This is a genomic window from Qipengyuania oceanensis (genome assembly GCF_009827535.1).
Taxonomy (GTDB): domain Bacteria; phylum Pseudomonadota; class Alphaproteobacteria; order Sphingomonadales; family Sphingomonadaceae; genus Qipengyuania_C; species Qipengyuania_C oceanensis.
Window position 1 is genome coordinate 615636 of record NZ_WTYN01000001.1, and the last position, 19914, is coordinate 635549.

At 64.0% G+C, this 19914-nt stretch carries 19 protein-coding genes; 12 read left to right on the forward strand and 7 right to left on the reverse strand.

The features are described from left to right. Positions 1–11 precede the first annotated feature (11 nt). The 6 genes from alaS to dapA form a co-directional block, all read right to left on the reverse strand. Positions 12–2681 carry an alanine--tRNA ligase gene (gene alaS, locus GRI48_RS03005; RefSeq protein WP_160671202.1) on the reverse strand — a complete coding sequence of 890 codons (2670 nt, stop codon included), beginning with the start codon at positions 2679–2681 and terminating at the stop codon, positions 12–14. A 225-nt stretch (positions 2682–2906) separates the two neighbouring features. Next, on the reverse strand, positions 2907–3974 hold the full coding sequence (gene recA / locus GRI48_RS03010; protein WP_160671205.1) for a recombinase RecA: 1068 nt from the start codon (positions 3972–3974) through the stop codon (positions 2907–2909). A 140-nt stretch (positions 3975–4114) separates the two neighbouring features. Further along, the gene (locus GRI48_RS03015; protein ID WP_160671209.1) at positions 4115–6571 is read right to left on the reverse strand and encodes a hybrid sensor histidine kinase/response regulator; all 2457 of its coding nucleotides are present in this window, start codon (positions 6569–6571) and stop codon (positions 4115–4117) included. Then, entirely contained in the window at positions 6568–7155 is a 588-nt protein-coding gene (locus GRI48_RS03020) for a DUF2062 domain-containing protein (RefSeq protein ID WP_160671213.1), read from the reverse strand. Before GRI48_RS03020 ends, GRI48_RS03015 begins: the two co-directional genes overlap by 4 nt. Positions 7156–7252: 97 nt before the next feature. After that, positions 7253–7735 (reverse strand): SsrA-binding protein SmpB, encoded by a 483-nt coding sequence (gene smpB / locus GRI48_RS03025; protein WP_160671216.1) that lies wholly within the window; start codon positions 7733–7735, stop codon positions 7253–7255. Between the two features lie 51 nt (positions 7736–7786). Beyond that, on the reverse strand, positions 7787–8668 hold the full coding sequence (dapA, locus tag GRI48_RS03030) for a 4-hydroxy-tetrahydrodipicolinate synthase (protein WP_160671219.1): 882 nt from the start codon (positions 8666–8668) through the stop codon (positions 7787–7789). Positions 8669–8802: 134 nt separating this feature from the next. Here dapA and GRI48_RS03035 point away from each other — a divergent pair, with 134 nt between their 5' ends. The 3 genes from GRI48_RS03035 to GRI48_RS03045 are packed head-to-tail and all read left to right on the forward strand — an operon-like array spanning position 8803 to position 11742. Further along, the gene (locus GRI48_RS03035; RefSeq protein WP_237451709.1) at positions 8803–10734 is read left to right on the forward strand and encodes a lytic transglycosylase domain-containing protein; all 1932 of its coding nucleotides are present in this window, start codon (positions 8803–8805) and stop codon (positions 10732–10734) included. 37 nt (positions 10735–10771) lie between these two features. After that, entirely contained in the window at positions 10772–11275 is a 504-nt protein-coding gene (gene greB, locus GRI48_RS03040; RefSeq protein WP_160671222.1) for a transcription elongation factor GreB, read from the forward strand. Then, on the forward strand, positions 11272–11742 hold the full coding sequence (locus GRI48_RS03045) for an invasion associated locus B family protein (protein WP_160671225.1): 471 nt from the start codon (positions 11272–11274) through the stop codon (positions 11740–11742). Before greB ends, GRI48_RS03045 begins: the two co-directional genes overlap by 4 nt. A 62-nt stretch (positions 11743–11804) precedes the next feature. Here GRI48_RS03045 and GRI48_RS03050 read toward each other — a convergent pair whose 3' ends face one another. Beyond that, complete coding sequence (locus GRI48_RS03050) at positions 11805–12467, reverse strand: outer membrane protein (RefSeq protein ID WP_160671228.1); 663 nt, start codon at positions 12465–12467, stop codon at positions 11805–11807. A 229-nt stretch (positions 12468–12696) separates the two neighbouring features. On the opposite strand from GRI48_RS03050, the gene rlmN reads away from it, so the two are divergent. From rlmN to GRI48_RS03095, 9 genes are all read left to right on the forward strand, one after another. Next, the gene (rlmN, locus tag GRI48_RS03055) at positions 12697–13941 is read left to right on the forward strand and encodes a dual-specificity RNA methyltransferase RlmN (protein WP_160671230.1); all 1245 of its coding nucleotides are present in this window, start codon (positions 12697–12699) and stop codon (positions 13939–13941) included. Beyond that, on the forward strand, positions 13938–14558 hold the full coding sequence (locus tag GRI48_RS03060; RefSeq protein WP_160671233.1) for a methyltransferase domain-containing protein: 621 nt from the start codon (positions 13938–13940) through the stop codon (positions 14556–14558). The genes rlmN and GRI48_RS03060 overlap by 4 nt, the downstream gene beginning before the upstream one ends. After that, on the forward strand, positions 14555–15199 hold the full coding sequence (locus GRI48_RS03065) for an MOSC domain-containing protein (RefSeq protein WP_160671236.1): 645 nt from the start codon (positions 14555–14557) through the stop codon (positions 15197–15199). Before GRI48_RS03060 ends, GRI48_RS03065 begins: the two co-directional genes overlap by 4 nt. A 130-nt stretch (positions 15200–15329) precedes the next feature. Next, a complete protein-coding gene (locus GRI48_RS03070) occupies positions 15330–15743 on the forward strand; it encodes a glycine zipper 2TM domain-containing protein (protein WP_160671239.1) in 414 nt (137 codons plus the stop codon). Positions 15744–15849: 106 nt separating this feature from the next. Continuing rightward, positions 15850–16620, forward strand: a complete 771-nt coding sequence (locus GRI48_RS03075) for an SDR family oxidoreductase (protein ID WP_160671242.1) — start codon at positions 15850–15852, stop codon at positions 16618–16620. Continuing rightward, on the forward strand, positions 16617–17276 hold the full coding sequence (locus GRI48_RS03080) for a cytochrome b/b6 domain-containing protein (protein ID WP_160671245.1): 660 nt from the start codon (positions 16617–16619) through the stop codon (positions 17274–17276). The genes GRI48_RS03075 and GRI48_RS03080 overlap by 4 nt, the downstream gene beginning before the upstream one ends. Further along, positions 17273–18007, forward strand: coding sequence for a molybdopterin-binding protein (locus GRI48_RS03085; protein WP_160671248.1), 735 nt, complete (start codon positions 17273–17275; stop codon positions 18005–18007). Before GRI48_RS03080 ends, GRI48_RS03085 begins: the two co-directional genes overlap by 4 nt. A gap of 99 nt (positions 18008–18106) precedes the next feature. Continuing rightward, on the forward strand, positions 18107–18370 hold the full coding sequence (locus GRI48_RS03090; protein WP_160671251.1) for a DksA/TraR family C4-type zinc finger protein: 264 nt from the start codon (positions 18107–18109) through the stop codon (positions 18368–18370). A gap of 139 nt (positions 18371–18509) precedes the next feature. Further along, positions 18510–19742, forward strand: coding sequence for an argininosuccinate synthase (locus GRI48_RS03095; RefSeq protein ID WP_160671254.1), 1233 nt, complete (start codon positions 18510–18512; stop codon positions 19740–19742). Positions 19743–19914 lie beyond the last annotated feature (172 nt).

Genomic DNA, 19914 nt, shown 5'->3' on the forward strand with positions numbered 1-19914 from the left:
GGTCCACGGCCTCAGGCATCAACGCTCGACAGCGCCTTGCGCACCGCGTCGATCGCCTCGGCTGCCTTGGAACCGTCCGGACCACCGCCCTGCGCCATATCCGGACGACCACCGCCGCCCTTGCCGCCGAGCACTGTTACGCCATCGCGTACCAGCTGAACCGCATCGAACCGACCGGTCAGATCGTCTGTCACGCCCACCGCGAATGCCGCCTTGCCATCGTTGACTGCGCAGATCGCGCCTACTCCCGATCCCATGCGTTTCTTCGCTTCATCAAGTAGCGGGCGCAATTCCTTGGGGTCCAACCCTTCGATTACCTGACCTGAAAATGCGACGCCGGCGATCTGTTCGTCAGCCTGTGCGCCAGCGTTCGCGTTCGACGTATTGCCGGCGAGTGCCAAGGCGCGCCTGGCTTCCGCGAGTTCCTTTTCGAGGCGCTTGCGTTCTTCCGCCAGCGCAGCGACCCGGCCAGCAGCCTCGTCGGGTGCTGCCTTGATCACGCCCGCGATCGCCTTCAGCGCATCCTCGCGACCCACCAGCCACCTGCGAGCGGCCTCTCCCGTCAGCGCCTCTATCCGGCGCACTCCCGACGAGACGGCGCTTTCGGACACGATCCGGAAAACGCCGATATCGCCAGTCGCCTTGACATGGGTTCCCCCGCACAGTTCGACCGAGAAATTCCGTCCGCCCTCTCCCAGGCCGCCCATGGACAGGACGCGGACTTCGTCGCCGTATTTTTCGCCGAACAGTGCGAGAGCGCCTGCTTCGACGGCCTCGTCCGGGCTCATCAAGCGCGTTACGACCGGTTCGTTGCGGCGTATTTCCGCATTCACCTCGGCCTCGATCGCAATGATGTCTTCATCCGTCAGCGGCTTGGGGTGCGAAAAGTCGAAGCGGAAGCGATCGTCGGCAACGAGCGATCCCTTTTGCGTGACGTGCCCGCCGAGGCGGTTGCGCAGCGCGGCATGAACGAGATGCGTTGCGGAATGATTGGCGCGAATCCGATCCCTGCGTTCGGCATCGACTTCCAGATGCACGGTTTCGCCGACCTTGATCGAACCCTTCGTCACCTTGCCGTAATGCGCGTGAAGTCGCCCAAGCGGTTTGGACGTCTCTTCGACCGCGATCTCCAATCCGGCGGGGCTGCTGATCGTGCCCGCGTCGCCCGACTGGCCGCCGCTTTCGCCGTAGAAGGGCGTCTGGTTCGTCAGAACGGTGATGGTGTCGCCTTGCGACGCGCTGTCGATCTCGGTGCCATCGCGCAGCAGTGCCACGACGCGGCCTTCTCCCGAAGTCGAGGTGTAGCCGGTAAACTCGGTTGCACCATCGCGCTCGGCAATGTCGAACCAGACCTCGCTCGATCCGGCATCGCCGGAACCCTTCCAGGCGGCGCGGGCAGCAGCCTTCTGCCGCTCCATCGCGGCATCGAAGCCTGCGCGATCAACTTCGAGACCGCGGCTGCGCAGCGCATCCTCCGTCAAATCGTAAGGGAAGCCATAGGTGTCGTAGAGCTGGAAGGCCGTCTCGCCATCGAGCCGGTCGCCGTCGCTCATCGTCGACGTCGCCTCGTCGAGCAGACGCAGACCCTTCTCCAGCGTACGACGGAACTGTGTTTCCTCGCGCTGCAGGGTTTCCTCGATGAGCGGCTGCGCCCGGCCCAGCTCGGGATAGGCCTGTCCCATCTCGGCAACGAGCGCCGGCACGAGCCGGTGCATCAGCGGATCTTTGGCGCCAAGCAGGTGTGCATGGCGCATCGCGCGCCGCATGATGCGGCGAAGGACGTAACCGCGGCCCTCGTTGGACGGCAGTACGCCGTCAGCCATCAGGAAACTCGTCGAACGCAAGTGGTCCGCAATGACCCGGTGGCTCGCCTTGTGCTCACCCTCGGCCTTCACGCCGGTCAGGCTTTCTGACGCGGCGATGAGTTCCACGAAGGTATCCGTATCGTAATTGTCGTGGACGCCCTGCATGACCGCCGCGATACGTTCGAGCCCCATACCGGTGTCGATCGAGGGCTTGGGAAGAGCGGTTCGCGATCCGTCGGCCGACTGGTCGAACTGCATGAACACGAGGTTCCAGATCTCGACGAAGCGATCTCCATCCTCGTCCGGACTGCCTGGAGGCCCACCGAAGATGTGGTCGCCGTGATCGTAGAAGATTTCCGAACAGGGACCGCACGGCCCCGTATCGCCCATCGACCAGAAGTTGTCGCTGGTCGGGATGCGGATGATCCGCTCCTCCGGAAGGCCGGAAATCTTGCGCCACAGATCGAAGGCTTCGTCGTCGGTATGATAGACAGTCGCAGTCAATCGCGCCGGATCGAGCGCCCATTCCCTGGTAAGCAAAGTCCAGGCATGGAGGATCGCCTGCTCCTTGAAGTAATCGCCGAAGCTGAAATTGCCGAGCATCTCGAAGAACGTGTGATGCCGCGCGGTATAGCCGACATTGTCGAGATCGTTGTGCTTGCCTCCGGCGCGCACGCATTTCTGGCTGCTGGTGGCGGTCGGGTTTGGCGGGGTTTCGAGACCGGTGAACGCGTTCTTGAACGGCACCATTCCCGCGTTGACGAACATCAGCGTCGGATCGTTGTAAGGTACGAGCGGCGCTGAAGGCACTTCGGCGTGCCCGGCAGCAGCGAAATAGTCGAGGAAGCCCCGGCGAATATCGTTGGTCGACGTCATGGCCGGTCAGTTAGGCAATGTCGGGGCTAGCGACAAGCGCGAAACCTGCGGCAGGGCGTGCGGTTTCCTCGATCACTGCGCCTTTGCCGCTATTGCGGACCCTAGGGGGTGTCTGGAAACGAAAAGCCGCCACATGCCGGATGGGGATGGCATGCAGCGGCATTCCGTGTGTTCGGGCCCCGAACCCCTGCCGGGTTCTGTCGGACAGAAGGACCCGCTTGAGGATCAGTCGTCGGAGTCCGCGTCCGGCCCCGCCATCATCTCCTCGGCGACCACGTCGGTGCGGCCACGAATCGCAGCTTCCAACTTGGTGCAAATCTCAGGGTTTTCCTTGAGGAAGGTCTTGGCATTCTCGCGGCCCTGGCCGATCCTGACGCTGTCGTAGCTGAACCACGACCCCGACTTCTCGACGATGCCCGCCTTCACGCCGAGATCGAGGATCTCGCCGATCTTCGAAATGCCCTCGCCATACATGATGTCGAATTCGACCTGCTTGAACGGGGGAGCGACCTTGTTCTTCACGACCTTCACGCGGGTCGAGTTGCCGACGACCTCGTCGCGATCCTTGATCTGGCCCGTGCGGCGAATGTCGAGCCGGACCGAAGCGTAGAACTTGAGGGCGTTACCGCCCGTCGTCGTCTCGGGATTGCCGTACATCACGCCGATCTTCATGCGCAGCTGGTTGATGAAGATCACCATGCACTTGGATCGGTTGATCGAACCGGTCAGCTTGCGCAGCGACTGCGACATCAGTCGAGCCTGCAGGCCGACGTGGCTGTCTCCCATCTCGCCCTCGATCTCGGCCCGGGGGACCAGTGCGGCGACCGAGTCGACCACGAGAACGTCGATCGCGTTCGAACGGACCAGCGTATCGGTAATTTCCAGCGCCTGCTCGCCCGTGTCGGGCTGCGAAACGATCAGCTCGTCGATATCGACGCCGAGCTTCTTGGCGTAGACCGGGTCGAGCGCGTGTTCGGCATCGACGAACGCCGCCGTGCCGCCATTCTTCTGCGCTTCGGCGATCACATGCAGCGCGAGTGTCGTCTTACCCGAGCTTTCCGGCCCGTAAACCTCGATCACCCGGCCTTTCGGCAGGCCGCCGATGCCGAGCGCGATATCGAGCCCGAGCGAACCGGTCGAAATCGATTCGACGTTCATCGTTTCCTTCGAGCCCAGCTTCATTGCCGAGCCCTTGCCGAAAGCGCGATCGATCTGCGCAAGGGCGGCATCGAGCGCCTTTTGACGGTCTGCGTTCATTTCCTTGCCCTCTACCAGCTTCAGGTTCGCCGCCATGGCACATGCCTCCATCGTTTGCCCAGACCGATCCGGGCTCTTTCCAACATGTAAGCCATGTATCGCATTTGTTCTCATGGAACAAGAGGAGAACGCGATTTAATTTTCAGGGGTGCCGGCAAAGCCCTGCCCGTGTCCTGTCAGACCTTCGCCGGAGCGTGCTTGCCGAGGATTTCCGCGACCTTGTCGCCGATCTGCTGGACCGAGAATGGCTTGGGAAGGAAATGCATGTCGGCCATCGCGATGTCGTTGCGCAGCTGTTCTTCCGCGTATCCGGACATGAACAGCAAGGGCATGTGCGGATGGATCTTGCGAATGCCCTTGGCCATGGTGGGCCCGTCCATGCCCGGCATCACCACGTCGCTGACCACAAGGTCGAATTCGCCGCCGGCCTTGATCAGCTCGAGCCCTTCTTCGCCGTCGGCGCAGGCGGTGACTTCATAACCCGCACGGGTGAGCGCGCGGGTGGCGATGGTCCGGACCATGTCCTCGTCCTCGACCAGCAGCAGCCGACCGCCCCCGGCCCAGTCGCTGGTGTCGGGCTCGACATCCGCCTTGCGCCCGCGCGCCGGGTCGCTCTCGACCTGGTGGACCGGGAGGTAGACCGAGAAGCGCGCGCCTTCCGTCCTGCCATCGTTGCCGACGACGTTGTCAGCGAAGATGAAGCCATTGGACTGCTTGACGATGCCGTAGACGGTCGAGAGGCCGAGGCCCGTCCCCTTGCCCTGTTCCTTGGTCGTGAAGAACGGCTCGAAGATCTTTCCGATGAGGTTTTCGGGGATGCCACCACCGGTATCCTGCACGATGAGCGCGGTATAATCGGTGGCAGGCATGAAATCGTACCCGATCTTGCCGACTTCAGACGCCGGGATCCGGCGCGTCGCCATGGTGAGCCGGCCCGGACCGTCGCCATGCGACTGGATCGCGTCGCGCGCATTGACCGCCAGGTTCACGATCACCTGTTCCAGCTGCTGCGGATCGGCGCGCACCGGCCCCAGCTCGCGGTCGTGCCTGACGACGAACTCGATCCGGTCGCCCATCAACCGCTTGAGGAGCTGGCTGACCTCGCTCACGATGTCGGGCAGCTGCACCGTCTCCGGGCGCAGCGTCTGCTGGCGCGAGAAGGCCAGCAGCTGGCGCGTGAGCGAGGCGGCGCGGTTCGAATTGGCGCGGATCTGCTGGATGTCGTCGTAATCGCTGTCGCCGGGCGTGTGCCGCAGCAACATCAGGTCGCAATAGCCGATGATAGCGGTAAGGACGTTGTTGAAGTCGTGCGCAACGCCGCCGGCCAGCTGGCCGACCGCCTGCATCTTGGTGGCCTGCGCCACCTGCCGCCGCAGCCGGACTTCCTCGGTCGAGTCGGCCAGGCTGAGAAGCACCGCCGCCTCGCCAAGCCCGCGCACGCCGGCAAGGCCGATGGATACCGGATCGTCGGGCTGGTTCGACAGGCGGACCGCCATGTCGCCACTGCTTGCCGGCCCGCGTCCGAAGCGACGCACGGCATCGGAAACGGTCGCCTTGTCCTCGCGCACCACCAGGTCGGTCGGATACTGGGGCAACCCCTTTTCCTTGCGACCGATCGCGCGCAGGAAGGCCTTGTTGGCGAACAGGAACCGGCCGTCGCGATCGGTCAATGCCAGGCCGAGCGGCAAGGCACCCAGCAGCGCCTCTACCTGCGGCATGGCTGCGCGACCTCCGCCGTCCCAGCCTCCGCCGATGCCCACTCCGCTATCCACCAGCGCCATCAGCGAAGCGGCCTGGTCGGCAGCGGCCAGCTCGCCCGCGGCAGGATCGTTCAGGGGAATATGTACGAGTGTCTGCGGCGTCCCCTGCTTGCCCTCGCGCGCGAAAAAGATGCGCTCCCGATCGTCGGAGCGCAGCAGGTTGACGAAGTCCTGCCCGGCGAGCGTCGCCGTCGGATCGCCCGATGCCCGCTCGGCAAAACCGGCGCTGGCAGCGCGGATCGAGCCATCGGGTTCGACCAGCGCGACCTCGATCCCGGCGCGCGACAGGATCGCGCCAGCGCGGTCGCCGACCAGTCCTGCAACCAGCTCGTCGGCGGACTGACGCACCTCGCTGGCGAAACGCCAGAGGAGATAGTCTTCGCCCCGCCCGGTTCGCTCGATCGTGAGCGACCATTGCTCCCCGGAAGCCTTTCCAGCCAGCGCCGCGACTTGCGCCATCCCGTCCCGCCAGGCTTCGCGTGCAGCGCGCGACAGCTCGTTTCGCGAGGGTTCGGCAAAAGCGATGCTCGGCGGCGCGGATTCCAGTCCGAAGCTTTCGACGAAGCGGGCGTTGGCACACACCAGCCTGTTAGCCCTGTCGGTCAGCGCGCAGGCATCGTCAGACTGCTCGAGCGCGGCGACGGTGACCGACCAGTCGGGTATGGCAAAGTCGGCACTCGCCGGTTCCTTGCGCAAGCGCGACTGGCCGAAGATCGCGATCAGGATCGCCGCCAGACCGCCGCCGTAGGCCAACGTGACGAGCGCGGATCCGGACGCGAACCAGAGGATCGCCATGCTGGCCACAACCGCGATGGCGAGCCCCATCTGGAGGCGGGCCCCGGGCAGCAGCGTGTCCTGTGGGTCGGAGCTCATGCCTCGCTATTGCCCAGGCGTTCGTCGAGCCGCTGCTCCATCACTGCCAGGCGCCGTGCACGCTTGCGAGCCACGATGAAGCGCCAGGCGAAACCTGCGAGCAGGTAACCGAGCGCCGCCCCGACCACCGCCAGCACCACGAAGCCGAAGGCCGTCACGCCGGCCATCTCAAAGAAAACCGCGAGCGCGCCGCGATCATGCGCCAACTGCTCGCCGGCATGCGAGCCCATCACCTGCTCAATGTTGAGCATCATCTCGCCGACCCTGTTCGCGGCGACCACCCAGGCGGGAAAGGTGAACGGGTTGGTCACGAAGGTGACCGCGGCGGCAAGTGGCACATTCGCGCGCGCGGGCAATGCCATGAATGCTGCAAGGAATATCTGTCCGATCGGAATGATGAAGGCGCAGAACAGGCCCAGTGCGACGCCACGGGGCACCGATCGGCGGGTAAAGCGCCATAGCTCGGGCGAAAGGAAGCGATGGGCGATCGGCGCGAGATACTTGTTGCGTGCCAATTCCTCACGCTCCGGCATGCGCTTTCTCAGCCAGTCGGCAAGGGCGGTCTTGGAGCGTTTTTCCGGCATCGTGCTGGCGGTCCACTTGAAGGCTCGGGTCGCAATCCGCAAGGGCTGGTTTGGCATATGCGGCAAGTAGCCGCGCCGCGGCGACGAAGCAGGAATGTCAGCTGTGCTCGCGCAGGATATTCGACTTGTTTCGCTTCCAGTCGCGTTCCTTGATATACTCGCGCTTGTCCGCCGCTTGCCGGCCCTTCGCCAGCGCGAGGTCAACCTTCGCCTTGCCCCGCGAATTGAAATAGATCGCCAGCGGAACCAGCGTCATTCCCTTGCGCTCGACTGCGCCGGTCAGCCGATCGATCTCGCGGGCGTTGAGCAGCAGCTTGCGCGGCCGCTTGGGCACGTGGTTGTGGCGGTTTCCGTGGCTGAACTCGGGAATGTTCGAATTGACCAGCCAGACCTCGCCGTCGCGCAGTTCGGCATAGCTTTCGGCAATGCCGCCCTCGCCCGCGCGCAGAGATTTGACCTCGGTCCCGGTCAGCGCGATCCCGGCTTCGAAATTTTCCTCGATCGCATAGTCGAAGCGGGCGCGCCGGTTCTCGGCGACGACGTTCTGCTTGTCGAAGGTTGCGTGTTTGGGTCTGGCCATCAGGCTGCGCCATGTAGGCGCTGGGCGAGCGGTTGCAAACCCGCCGCGAGCTTACAGGATGCCGGCGTGCTCCAGCGCCTCGTCCACAGCCTTGCGCGACGCATTGCTCGCGTTGCACAGCGGCAGGCGCACATCGCACGAAAACCATTCGTGGACGCGGCTGAGTGCATATTTGACCGGCGCCGGGCTAGCGTCCGAAAACATGGCGTAATGCAGCGGGAACAGCCGGTCGTTCAATTCGCGCGCGCGGGCGAGCTCGTTTGCAGCGATCGCCGCGTGAAACTCAGAACACAATGCAGGAGCGACGTTGGCGGTCACCGATATGGCGCCCCGCCCACCTGCTGCGGCATGGGGCAGCCACAGCTCGTCATTGCCCGACAGCTGGCAGAAATCGTGATCCAGTCCCATCCGGTGGTCGGCCACGCGGGACAGGTCGCCGCTCGCATCCTTGATCGCGACGATCCGGTCGGGATACTTTCGCACCAGTTCGACGACGGTCTCGTCCTCGATGTCGGTGACCGTCCGGCCCGGCACGTTGTAGAGCACGATCGGAAGGTCCGAGTTTTCGGCGAGATAGCTGAAATGGGCGATGAGCCCCGCCTGGCTGGGCCGGTTGTAATAGGGCGCGACGCAAAGTCCCGCGGTAACGCCGACGCGTTCGCAGAATTTCATGTGCATCAACGCATTGTTCGTATCGTTCGACCCGCAACCCGCAATCACGGGAACGCGGCCCGCCGCCTGGTCGACACATACCTCGATGACGCGGTGATGTTCCTCGTTGGACAGAGTCGAGGCCTCACCCGTGGTCCCGCATGGTACGAGGCCGCTCGAACCGTTCTCGATCTGCCATTCGACGAGCTTGCGATAGGCGCTTTCGTCGAACTGGCCGTCACGAAAAGGAGTCGCCAGGGCGGGAATCGAGCCGGAGAACATTTGTCTGACACCTGCGTTGTGATAATAGGGCCTTGCGATTCAACAGAAAAACGCGAGGCCGCGGATCGTATTCACGCCCTGATAAGGAGCCAGTCGGCAGAATGTCCAGCATGGACCGTAAAGCATTGATCGCAATGGCCGCCCTGGCCACCACCGCCATGACCTCGTCGGCGCCGCTGATGGCGCAATCTGCCGACCCGACCGCAGGCGCCCGCGCCCAGCTCGTCGCGAGCCAGCCTCGCGGTGGTGCACAGCTGGTCGATCGATGGAAGATGCTGCGGGCCAACGACCAGTTGCCGTTCTCGACCTACGCCGGTTTCCTGCTCGCCAATCCAGGCTTCCCGCAGGAAGACAGCCTGCGCAGAACCGCCGAAGATTCGCTCGATCGCGATGCCGCCAGCCCCGAACAGCTGGTCGCCTACTTCGATCGCTTTCAGCCCCTGACGAATTCCGGTGCCACTCGCTACGCGCTGGCGCTCAATGCGCTCGGTCGCCCGCAAGCCGCCGAATGGGCCAAGAAAGCCTGGCGTGGCGGAAAGATGAGCAGCACGGCTGAGGCGTATATGACCGGTCTGTTCGGTTCACGCTTCGGTCCGCAGGACCAGGATGCGCGGATGGATGCGCTGCTGTGGCAAGGCGAACTCGAAGCAGCACGCCGCCAGATCGCCCTCGTCTCGCCAGCCTATCGCCCGATGGCGATGGCACGACTGGCGCTGCTCGAAGGCAATGGCACGCCGGCGCAACCTGCCGGCGCACTGAACGATCCAGGTTACGTCTACAATCTTGCCCGCAACTATCGCGTCACACGGCAATTGCCCCAGGCGATCCAGTTGCTGTCTACCCGCCCTGCCTTTTCCGGCCCGGCATTCGATGCCGAGGATTTCGTGGGCCAGGCGTTGACCATCGCGCGCGGCGCGGGCGCACGCCAGGCACAGCAGATCGCGGCCAAGGTCGACGATCTGTTCGCACCCGGTGCCGATATCTCGGGCATGTCCTACCGTCTGCGCGACGATTACACTTCGCTCATGTGGCTCGGCGGCACCAAGGCGCTGTGGCAGTTGGGCGATGGCAATGCCGCGGCACCGCTGTTCTATCGCTATGGCGCGGCCGCGCGGACGCCGCAGACTCGTTCCAAGGGTTTCTACTGGGCTGGCCTCGCCTCGCAAAGGGCCGGCAATGCCGCCGAAGCGCAGCGCTATTTCGACATGGCCGCTGCCTACCCAGAATATTTCTACGGATTGCTCGCGCTCGAGCGGCTCGGTCGGCCCATCCCGGCCTTCCCGGCCAATGCCGGCGTTCAGCCGACGCAGGCGCAGCGCGAGGCGTTCAACGCCCAGCCGCTCGTCCAGGCTGTCCGGACGCTGCCACGCGGGATGACCGACTGGCGGACCGAGCGCTATTTCTTCACTGCCCTGGCAGACAGCGCGGCAACGCCGACCGACATGCAGATGGTAGCGGATCTGGCGCGCGAGCTGCGCTTGCCGGAACTGGCCGTCGTGGTCGGCCGGACCGCGCCGGAAAAGGGCTTCACCGGATTCGAGAGGGTCGGTTTCCCTACTGTCACGCAGCCGGCCGGCAGCGACTTCACGATCGTCCACGCGATCGCCCGGCAAGAGAGCGAGTTCGACGAGGATCGCGTCAGCCATGCCGGTGCGCGTGGCCTGATGCAGTTGATGCCCGGTACGGCACGCGAGCAGGCGGGCAAGCTCGGCATCAGCTACATGTCGGCCAATCTCACTCAGGACGAGCATTACAACATCCGCCTGGGCGATGCCTATTTCAGCCGGATGATGGATTATTATGGCGGAAGCTATCCGCTTGCCGTGGCCGCTTACAACGCAGGTCCGGGCAACGTGAACAAGTGGCTGCGCAGCAATGGCGATCCGCGTAACGGGTCGATCGACTGGCTGCAATGGATCGAGGAAATTCCGATCTTCGAGACGAAGAACTACGTCCAGCGTGTGCTCGAGAACGCCGTGGTCTACGAACAGATGAATCCCGACCGTGTCCGCTACGGGGAACCGAAGTCGCTCACCCGCTTCATCGGAAAACGGACCCCGGGCTGATTCCCTTCGCGGTGATTGATCGCTAGGGGTGGACGCGATGTCCGCCCCCAAGCCTGCCCCCACCCACCCGATCACGCCTGCCGGCTATGCCGCGCTGAAGGCGCGCTACGACCATCTGCTCGGCTCCGAACGGCCGGAGATCGTCGAGATCGTCAGTTGGGCGGCCGGCAATGGCGACCGCAGCGAAAACGGAGACTATCTCTACGGACGCAAGCGCATGCGCGAGATCGATCGCGAACTCGCTCACCTCGCCCGCCGGATGAAGAATTCCCGCGTGGTCGAACCGTCCGAGCAGCCGGATCGCGAACGCGTGTTCTTCGGCGCCACGGTGGAACTCGCCGACGAAGACGACGCGCGGCGAACCGTCACGCTGGTCGGCGACGACGAGCAGGATGCGAGCGCGGGCCGGATCGGATGGTCTTCCCCCATGGCACGATCGCTACGCGGAGCATCGCTCGGCGATCTGCGTACCGTGCGCCTGCCCGCAGGCGAAAAGGAATGGGAGATAATCGCAATTTCGTACCCGGAGCGGAGCGCATGAGGGGCACATTCGCCGCACTCGCAGCACTGGGGCTGCTCGCAAGTCCGCTCGCCGCGCGCGACAGCCTCGGGATCTTCGGAAGTTGGGGTGCCTTTCGCGATGCCAATATCCCGCGCTGCTATGCCATCGCGCAAGCCAGCGAGGGCGCCGGATACTTCAGCGTGGGAACCTGGCCGCTGCGCAAAATCCGCGGGCAGGTCCACGTCCGGCTCTCGGCATCGCCGAGGCAGGGGAGCGCCGTCACCCTTTCTCTGGCCGGGCGCCGCTTCCCCCTCCAATCTCGCGCAAACAACGCCTGGGCCGCCGACCCGGCGATGGATGCGGCAATCGTCGCGGCGATGCGTTCGGCTACCGCGCTGACCGTCAGCTTCCGCGACGCGCAGGGCAATCGCGTGCGCGACAGGTACGAACTGCCGGGCGTTGCCAGTGCCCTCGATGCAGCGACAGTGGCCTGCGCCAGAAGATAGCCAAGAAAAAGGGCCGGAGGATTGCTCCCCCGGCCCCGTTTTCTGGTTCGACAAGCCTGCGCTTAGAAGCGGAAGCCCACGCCGACCACGAACTGGTGGCGGTCGGTGTCGATGTCGAAGCGGTCGCTATCCGGGATATCGCCGCCGAAATCGATCTCGGCTTCCTCGTACTTCGAGTAGCGGTACTCGGCCTTCACGAACATGTTGTTGCTGGTAGCGTATTCCACGCCAGCACCCACGCGCCAGCCATCGGTATCGATGTCCTGGTTGAACTCGGTCGTTCCGTCGTTCGAACGCACGTCGAACTTGGCGTTGGTGTAGCCGCCCTTGGCGTAGAGCAGCAGGTCGGGCTGGACCGGAACGCCGACGCGCGCGCCGATGTAGAGGTCGCGGTTGGCATTGACGTTGCCGAAGCCGAAGCCTTCGAAGTCACCGTTCTCGAAATCGGTATCGGCGCTCGAGTCCATGTATTCGGCCTCGACGCCGAGGACGACGCCGCCGGCGTTGAAGTCGTAGCCGATGCCGGCGCCGTAGTTGATGCCTTCCATCGACTGGTCGTTGTTGTCGTTGCCGTCGTCATCGACGCTGCTGCCGGCCTTGACGATGTCATAGCCGACCAGGGCTTCGACGCGGGGGCCGGTGAACGGCGTGTTGTCCTGCGCGAGAGCCGGGGTGGCGAAGGCAGCGGCCGAAGTGGCGGCGGCGAGGATTGCAATCTTCTTCATACTTACTCCGTTGTACTCATCAGTGGTTCCATCCACCGTGGACATCGCAAACGGAACGAGGGCGCATTCGGTTTCATTAATACAATACAACGAAATATCTGTTGCCCAAAAGTAACAATGTTGCGTTGAGCCGTGCGCGGCCAGCGACGGTATTTTGGAACCTGCGCGCCGAAGCCGGCTTTCGCGCTCGACCTTTCGCTCTTGCTGCTCCCGCACTATATGGCTCGCCATGGCCGATACCCATCTGATGAGCATTCCGGGACAAGTGGACCCGGTCCCCGTGGCGCGCGACATCACACCGCGCGCGGACGGCAAGCTCGACCTGCTCGGCCTGCCCAAGGCGCGCATCCGCGACCTGTTCGCCGATGCCGGGCTCGATGCGAAGCAAGCCAAGCTGCGCGCCAAGCAGGTATTTCACTGGATCTATCATCGCGGCGTTACCGACTTCGAGGCGATGACCGATATCGCCAAGACCATGCGCCCTTGGCTCGCGGAGCGCTTTGTCATCGGGCGGCCCGACGTGGTCGAGGCGCAGCATTCGACCGATGGCACGCGCAAGTGGCTGCTCCGCACTGCAGACGGTCACGAATTCGAGATGGTCTTCATTCCCGACGCCGATCGCGGAACCCTGTGCGTCTCGAGCCAGGTCGGCTGCACCCTCAACTGCCGCTTCTGCCACACCGGCACCATGAAACTGGTCCGCAATCTAACTCCGGGCGAGATCGTCGGTCAGGTCATGCTGGCGCGCGATGCGCTCGGCGAATGGCCGAAAGGAAGCATGGCGGGCCTCGAGGATGCTGAGGATGCGGGTCATTACACTTCCGATGGACGCCTGCTCACCAATATCGTCATGATGGGCATGGGCGAACCGCTCTATAATTTCGACAATGTCCGCGATGCGCTGACCTTGGTGATGGATGGCGACGGCCTTGCCCTGTCGAAGCGCCGCATCACGCTTTCGACCAGCGGCGTCGTCCCGATGATGGCCAGGTGCGGCGAAGAGATCGGCGTAAATCTCGCCGTCTCGCTCCACGCGGTAACCAAGGAAATCCGCGACGAGATCGTGCCGATCAACAAGAAGTACGGCATCGAGGAATTGCTTCAGGCATGCGCCGACTATCCGGGCGCCAGCAATGCGCGGCGGATCACGTTCGAATATGTGATGCTCAAGGACAAGAACGACAGCGACAAGGATGCACGCGAACTCGTTCGCCTGATCAAGCAGTTCGACCTGCCCGCCAAGGTCAATCTCATCCCGTTCAACCCGTGGCCCGGCGCGAATTACGAATGCTCCAGCCCGGAGCGGATCAGGGCGTTCTCCGACATCGTCTTCGAAGCGGGTATCAGCGCGCCGGTACGCACTCCGCGTGGCCGCGACATCGATGCGGCCTGCGGCCAACTCAAGACGGCGGCGGAAAAGAAGAGCCGCGCCCAGCGCGACAGAGAAGCAGCCGAAGCCGAAGCCCACGCGTGAGCGGCGACGAAGCGACGATTGCCTTCTACCAGCGCGAGGCGCCGCATTACACGGCGAGCGGCGCTCAGGCGCAGAGCCGACATCTGGACGCGTTTCTCGATCGTCTCGATGCTGGCGCACGGATCCTCGAGTTGGGCTGCGGCGGCGGGCGGGATGCTGCGCACATGGCCAGTCGCGGGTTCAGCGTCGATCCGACCGACGGCACGCCGGCCATGGTCAGAAAGGCACGGGAGCGCTGGGGCCTCCCGGCACGCCTCATGCGCTTCGACGAGCTGGAGGCAATTGGCGAATACGACGCGGTCTGGGCGCATGCGAGCCTGCTGCACTGCCCTCGCGATGCACTGCCATCGGTGCTCGGGCGCATCCATCGCGCGCTGACGCCCGGCGGATGGCATTTCGCCAATTTCAAGCTCGGCGCCGGCGAGGATCGCGATACCTTTGGCCGGCTTTACAATTTCCCCGACCGGGAATGGCTGCGTGCACGGTATGAAGACATCGCGGGCTGGCAAATCGTGGAAGCGTCGGAATATCTCGGCGGCGGCTTCGACAACATAGCGCGTGACTGGCTGGCCCTGACCGTTCGCCGCGATAATGCGCAGAAAGTCTTGCCGACATGAAGGTAACGATCGACGCCATCTGCGCCGGGCGCGCGCACCCTCTCGCCAGCGGCAAGCGAAGCGGCATCGCGAAATCGCCCTTGTCGGGCACGGTCGTGATCGGCCTGCGTGGCCTGGCGGGCGACGTACAAGTCGATCGCCGACATCACGGCTATCCCGCCATGGCGCTCCATCACCTGCCTTTCGAGCACCATGAATGGATGGCCGCCCGGTTCGCAGATCCGGAGCCGCTGGGGGCGGCAGGCGGTCTCGGCGAGAACCTGTCGAGCACCGGCCTGCTCGAACCCGATGTCCGCATCGGCGACCGTTTCCGGCTCGGCACGGCATTGATCGAAGTAACGCAGCCGCGTCAGCCGTGCGCCACCATCGAACAGCACCTGCAGCGAAAGGGCGTGGTAAAGGCGATGGTCGCCGCAGCGCGCTCTGGCTGGTTCTATCGGGTGCTGGAGGAAGGCATCGCGCAGGCCGGGGATGCTTTCGTTCTCGTAGAGCGTGGCCATCCGGAATGGTCAGTCGAGCGGGCCTTCCGCTGCGTCTATGCGAAGCCGGGCGGAAGCGAATCCGAGCTGCGCGAACTGGCCGCGCTGGACCGGGTTTCCGACCGCCTGATCCACGACATTGCAAAGCGGATTTCGCTTTAAATCAACGGCTCGTCCGCCGGTTCGCCACGGTTCGTCTCTAATTCGTCACCCGCCAATTCTGTTCATCTTGCGTTGTGCTGCGCTGAACAAAACGGGTCGCAACAGAAAACAGAGCCATGAGGACATTGGTATGAAGAAGTTCGCTCTCGCATTCGCCGCCGGCACGATGGCCGTGACCGGCCTGGGCATGGCAGCCCCCGCCGCCGCCGACCCGCCGCCATGGGCGCCGGCGCACGGCAAGCGCGCCAAGGATCGCCATTATGACCGCTACGATCGGGGTTCGCGCGTATATGACTCGCGTGGCTATTACTACGAGCCGCGCCGCATCACGCGCTCTAGCCGCATGTGGCGCGGTGACGACGGACGCTACTACTGCCGCCGCGACAATGGCACGACGGGCCTCGTCATCGGCGCTGGCGTGGGCGCGCTGGCCGGCCACGAACTCGCAGGGCGTGGCGATCGCACGCTCGGCGCCATTCTCGGCGGTGCGGTAGGCGCGATCGTCGGTCGCGAGATCGACCGCGGCAGCCTGAAGTGCCGCTAATCTGCTGATCCGCCGATCGCTTACGACGCGAGAACAGGCGCGCCCGGTCTATAACGATCGCGGCGCGCCTTTTCTTTGCGCAATTTGACGCTACAACCGGAGACGGATGGGAAATGACAGACCGGCAGTCCTGATCACGGGCGGTGCGAAGCGCATCGGCGCGGTCCTGTCCCGATCTTTCGCCGATGTCGGCTGGCACGTCATCATTCACTACGGCAGTTCCGCCAGCGAGGCCGAGGCGCTTGCCGCCTCCCTTCCCTCTGCCGAAACGGTGCATGTCGACCTGATCGATAGCGACGGCGCGGTTTCGCTGGTGCAATCCCTGGCTGGCCGGCTGTCCGACTGGCGCCTGCTCATCAATTGCGCTGCCGTTTTCGAGCCGGACGAAGGCGAGATCCTCGACTGGCGAAAGTACCGCAAGGCGAACATCGTCAATGCGCGCACGCCGACCATGATGGCGCAAGCCTATCTGCGCTCCACCTCTGCGCGCGAGGGGCGCAGGGTCATCCAGTTCACCGACCAGAAGCTGGAAAATCCGAACCCCGATTTCTTCAGCTATACCATCAGCAAGCATGCCATGGATGCGAGCATCGCCATGCTGGCCATGCAGGCGAACGATCCGCGCGACCGTGTCTACGGCCTTGCGCCCGGTGCGATCCTGCCGAGCCACGACCAGAGCGAGGCGGAAACCGAGACCAGCCATCGCCTGAACCTGCTGCGCCGCAAGACCGGTGCGGACGAGGTCGCAAACGCCTGCTTGTTCCTCGCCGACGGTCACCTGGCAAGTGGACAGACAATTTACGTCGACAGCGGGCAGCACCTGCTCAGCCAGCCGCGCGACGTAATCTACCTCGCGCGCGAAATGGAGAATGGATGATGCGACATGCTCTCTCGACGCGGTTGTGGCACTGGATCAACCTGATCTGCTTGGTCGTGCTGTTGATGAGCGGCCTCAACATCTCGAACGCCCACCCGCGTCTCTACTGGGGCGACTGGGGCTTCGCACCCGAACAGGCCTGGCTGCACGTCCCGCGCTTTCCCCAGTGGATGACGATCCCGGATTACTACAGCCTCGCGCAGGCCCGCAGCTGGCATTTCCTCGCCGCCTGGCCCTTCGCGCTCGGCTTGCTGTTCGTCTGGATCGCAATGCTGGCGAACCGGCACTTCAAGCGCGATGTCGCGACCACACGCAGGGAATGGCGCTGGAGCGCGATCAAGGCGGATCTGGTGTCGCACCTCAAATTCGATTTCGACCACGGTAGCGGCTACAATTTCCTGCAGAAGCTTGCCTACGGCGCGGTCTACGGCCTGTTCCTGCCGATGATGATCTTCACCGGGCTCGCGATCAGCCCGGGTATCGAGCCCGTGCTCGGCTGGCTGGTCGATCTGCTCGGCGGACGCCAGAGCGCCAGATCGCTGCATTTCATTTTCGCCGCACTGACCTTCGGGTTCTTCCTCGTGCACATCGCGCTGGTACTTGCGACCGGGCCAATCAAACAGATCTGCGGAATGATCACGGGAGACAGGCCATGAACCGTCGCACCTTGCTGGCAGGCGCTGCCGCATTCCTGGCCGCCGGCTGCTCCAGAATTGCCAAGTCCGGCCCCGGAGAGCGGTTGTTCGCCCTCGCCGAAAACTGGCACGAAACCGCACAGAAAGTCTTGCGGGGCGATGCTCTGGCACCGGAATTTCCCCGGTCGGCGATCTCGCCGGACTTTCGCGGGAACGGGTCCACCAGCGTCGATACCCCGGAATATGCGGCCCAGACGGCCACCGGATTCGCCGGCTGGCAGCTCGAAATCGGCGGCCTCGTGGAGCAACCGCTGACGCTCAACATGGACAATATCCGCCGCCTGCCCCAGCGCACCCAAGTCACCCGGCACGATTGTGTCGAAGGGTGGAGCGCCATCGGCGAATGGACCGGACCGCAACTCGGCCTGTTGCTGGAGGCGGCACAGGTCAAACCGGAAGCGAAGTTCATCCTGTTCCGCTGTGCCGACACGCTGGGCGGCGATCCCTATTACGAAAGCATCGACCTCGACGATGCGTACCATCCGCAGACGATCATCGCCCATGCGCTCAACGGCGAACCGCTACCGGTCAAGAACGGCGCGCCGCTGCGTCTGCGCGTCGAACGGCAACTCGGCTACAAGCAGGCAAAATATCTGACCGGTATCGAGGCGGTCGCGACGCTCGACGGTATCGGGCGCGGCAACGGCGGCTACTGGGAAGACCGCGGATATCAGTGGTATGCCGGCCTCTGAGGCCGCCGGTTACGTCGCTTGCCTTGCCATCGCCCGAACGGCGCAATGCGTTGAAATAGGCGAGATATGTCTTACCTTTCGAGGTGAGGAGACCGTTCAATGGCAGGCGGATGGGCGCGTGATGGCGCCGTTCAGGACCAGATCGACGATACCGTGTCCGACGCGGTCAGTGCCGCGCGTGCCCGCCTTCCCTCTGGCGAAAGCGAGCAATGGTGCGTCGAATGCGGCGAGGAAATACCCGAGAAACGGCGCGCCGCCCTGCCAGGCGTGAAGCGCTGCGTCTCGTGCCAATCGGGGGTCGACAGCACTGCCCGCAGCTCCGGCATCAATCGCCGCGGCAGCAAGGATAGCCAGCTGCGCTGAAGGAGCCTCGTGGCTCGAACCCTCCTTCCAACAGACCTCAGCTTTAGCGCGGGCAAGCTTGTAACGATTGCCCGACGCCCCTCGCCCTGCTAGCCGCGCGCCGTTCCCAAACCACGCATCAGCTCGCAAAGGTCCGCCCATGTCCGCATCCGCTCACGCAGACGTGAAGAAAGTCGTCCTCGCCTATTCCGGAGGGCTCGACACCAGCGTGATCCTCAAGTGGCTGCAGGTGGAATACGGCTGCGAGGTCGTCACCTTCACGGCCGATCTGGGCCAGGGAGAGGAGCTGGAGCCTGCTCGCGCCAAGGCCAAGCTCATGGGCATCCCCGACGAGCACATATTCATCGACGACCTGCGCGAGGAATTCGTGCGCGACTTCGTTTTCCCGATGATGCGCGCCAATGCCCGCTACGAAGGCGATTACCTGCTCGGCACTTCCATTGCGCGCCCGCTCATCTCGAAGCGCCTGATCGAGATCGCGCGCGAGACCGGCGCGGACGCGATCGCCCATGGCGCGACCGGCAAAGGCAACGACCAGGTGCGCTTCGAACTGTCGGCCTATGCACTCGACCCGAACGTCAAAGTCATTGCCCCGTGGCGCGAGTGGGATCTGACCAGCCGCACCGCGCTCATCGATTTCGCCGAAAAGCACCAGATTCAGGTTCCCAAGGACAAGCGCGGCGAAAGCCCCTTCTCGACCGATGCCAACCTTCTCCACACCTCGTCCGAAGGCAAGGTGCTGGAAGACCCGTGGGAGGAGACGCCCGACTACGTGTATTCGCGGACCAACAATCCCGAAGATGCGCCGGATGCTCCCGAGTACATCACCATCGATTTCGAAAAGGGCGATGGCGTTGCCCTTAATGGCGAAGCGATGAGCCCGGCCACGCTCCTCGCAGCGCTGAACGACCTGGGCAAGAAGCACGGCATCGGACGGCTCGACCTGGTCGAGAACCGTTTCGTCGGTATGAAGAGCCGCGGCATGTACGAAACCCCGGGCGGCGAGATCTATGCCCGCGCCCACCGCGGGATCGAACAGATCACGCTCGATCGCGGCGCAGCACACCTCAAGGACGAGCTGATGCCGAAGTATGCCGAGCTCATCTACAACGGGTTCTGGTTCGCGCCCGAGCGAGAGATGCTGCAGGCGGCGATCGACCACAGCCAGGAGAAGGTCGGCGGCACGGTCCGGCTCAAGCTCTACAAGGGCAACGCCAGCGTTGTCGGCCGCAAGTCTGCCAACTCCCTCTATTCCGAAGCGCACGTCACTTTCGAGGACGATGCGGGCGCCTACGATCAGGCCGATGCGGCGGGCTTCATCAAGCTCAACGCGCTGCGCCTGCGGCTGCTCGCCCAGCGCGATCGGGGCTGAATTCGCCACCTGCCTGGTCTTTGCGGCGAGGCGTGGAGTTATCCACTCGCGTCCACAGGCATTTCGTTGAAAAGTGGATAACTCCCATTTCGCCTGCTTGTGCGACTCACGATTCAGGCGCAGCTTCAACTCATCGGAACGGCAAGGAAAAGCCACTTCGAAAAGGTCTTCG

Coding starts and splice junctions, on each gene's coding strand:
- alaS (WP_160671202.1), bottom strand. CDS start 2,681: ATGACGTCGACCAACGATATTCGCCGGGGCTTCCTCGACTATTTCGCT.
- recA (WP_160671205.1), bottom strand. CDS start 3,974: ATGGCGGCGAACCTGAAGCTGGTAGAGGGCAAGGAAATGAACGCAGAC.
- GRI48_RS03015 (WP_160671209.1), bottom strand. CDS start 6,571: ATGAGCTCCGACCCACAGGACACGCTGCTGCCCGGGGCCCGCCTCCAG.
- GRI48_RS03020 (WP_160671213.1), bottom strand. CDS start 7,155: ATGCCGGAAAAACGCTCCAAGACCGCCCTTGCCGACTGGCTGAGAAAG.
- smpB (WP_160671216.1), bottom strand. CDS start 7,735: ATGGCCAGACCCAAACACGCAACCTTCGACAAGCAGAACGTCGTCGCC.
- dapA (WP_160671219.1), bottom strand. CDS start 8,668: ATGTTCTCCGGCTCGATTCCCGCCCTGGCGACTCCTTTTCGTGACGGC.
- GRI48_RS03035 (WP_237451709.1), top strand. CDS start 8,803: ATGGCCGCCCTGGCCACCACCGCCATGACCTCGTCGGCGCCGCTGATG.
- greB (WP_160671222.1), top strand. CDS start 10,772: ATGTCCGCCCCCAAGCCTGCCCCCACCCACCCGATCACGCCTGCCGGC.
- GRI48_RS03045 (WP_160671225.1), top strand. CDS start 11,272: ATGAGGGGCACATTCGCCGCACTCGCAGCACTGGGGCTGCTCGCAAGT.
- GRI48_RS03050 (WP_160671228.1), bottom strand. CDS start 12,467: ATGAAGAAGATTGCAATCCTCGCCGCCGCCACTTCGGCCGCTGCCTTC.
- rlmN (WP_160671230.1), top strand. CDS start 12,697: ATGGCCGATACCCATCTGATGAGCATTCCGGGACAAGTGGACCCGGTC.
- GRI48_RS03065 (WP_160671236.1), top strand. CDS start 14,555: ATGAAGGTAACGATCGACGCCATCTGCGCCGGGCGCGCGCACCCTCTC.
- GRI48_RS03070 (WP_160671239.1), top strand. CDS start 15,330: ATGAAGAAGTTCGCTCTCGCATTCGCCGCCGGCACGATGGCCGTGACC.
- GRI48_RS03075 (WP_160671242.1), top strand. CDS start 15,850: ATGGGAAATGACAGACCGGCAGTCCTGATCACGGGCGGTGCGAAGCGC.
- GRI48_RS03080 (WP_160671245.1), top strand. CDS start 16,617: ATGATGCGACATGCTCTCTCGACGCGGTTGTGGCACTGGATCAACCTG.
- GRI48_RS03085 (WP_160671248.1), top strand. CDS start 17,273: ATGAACCGTCGCACCTTGCTGGCAGGCGCTGCCGCATTCCTGGCCGCC.
- GRI48_RS03090 (WP_160671251.1), top strand. CDS start 18,107: ATGGCAGGCGGATGGGCGCGTGATGGCGCCGTTCAGGACCAGATCGAC.
- GRI48_RS03095 (WP_160671254.1), top strand. CDS start 18,510: ATGTCCGCATCCGCTCACGCAGACGTGAAGAAAGTCGTCCTCGCCTAT.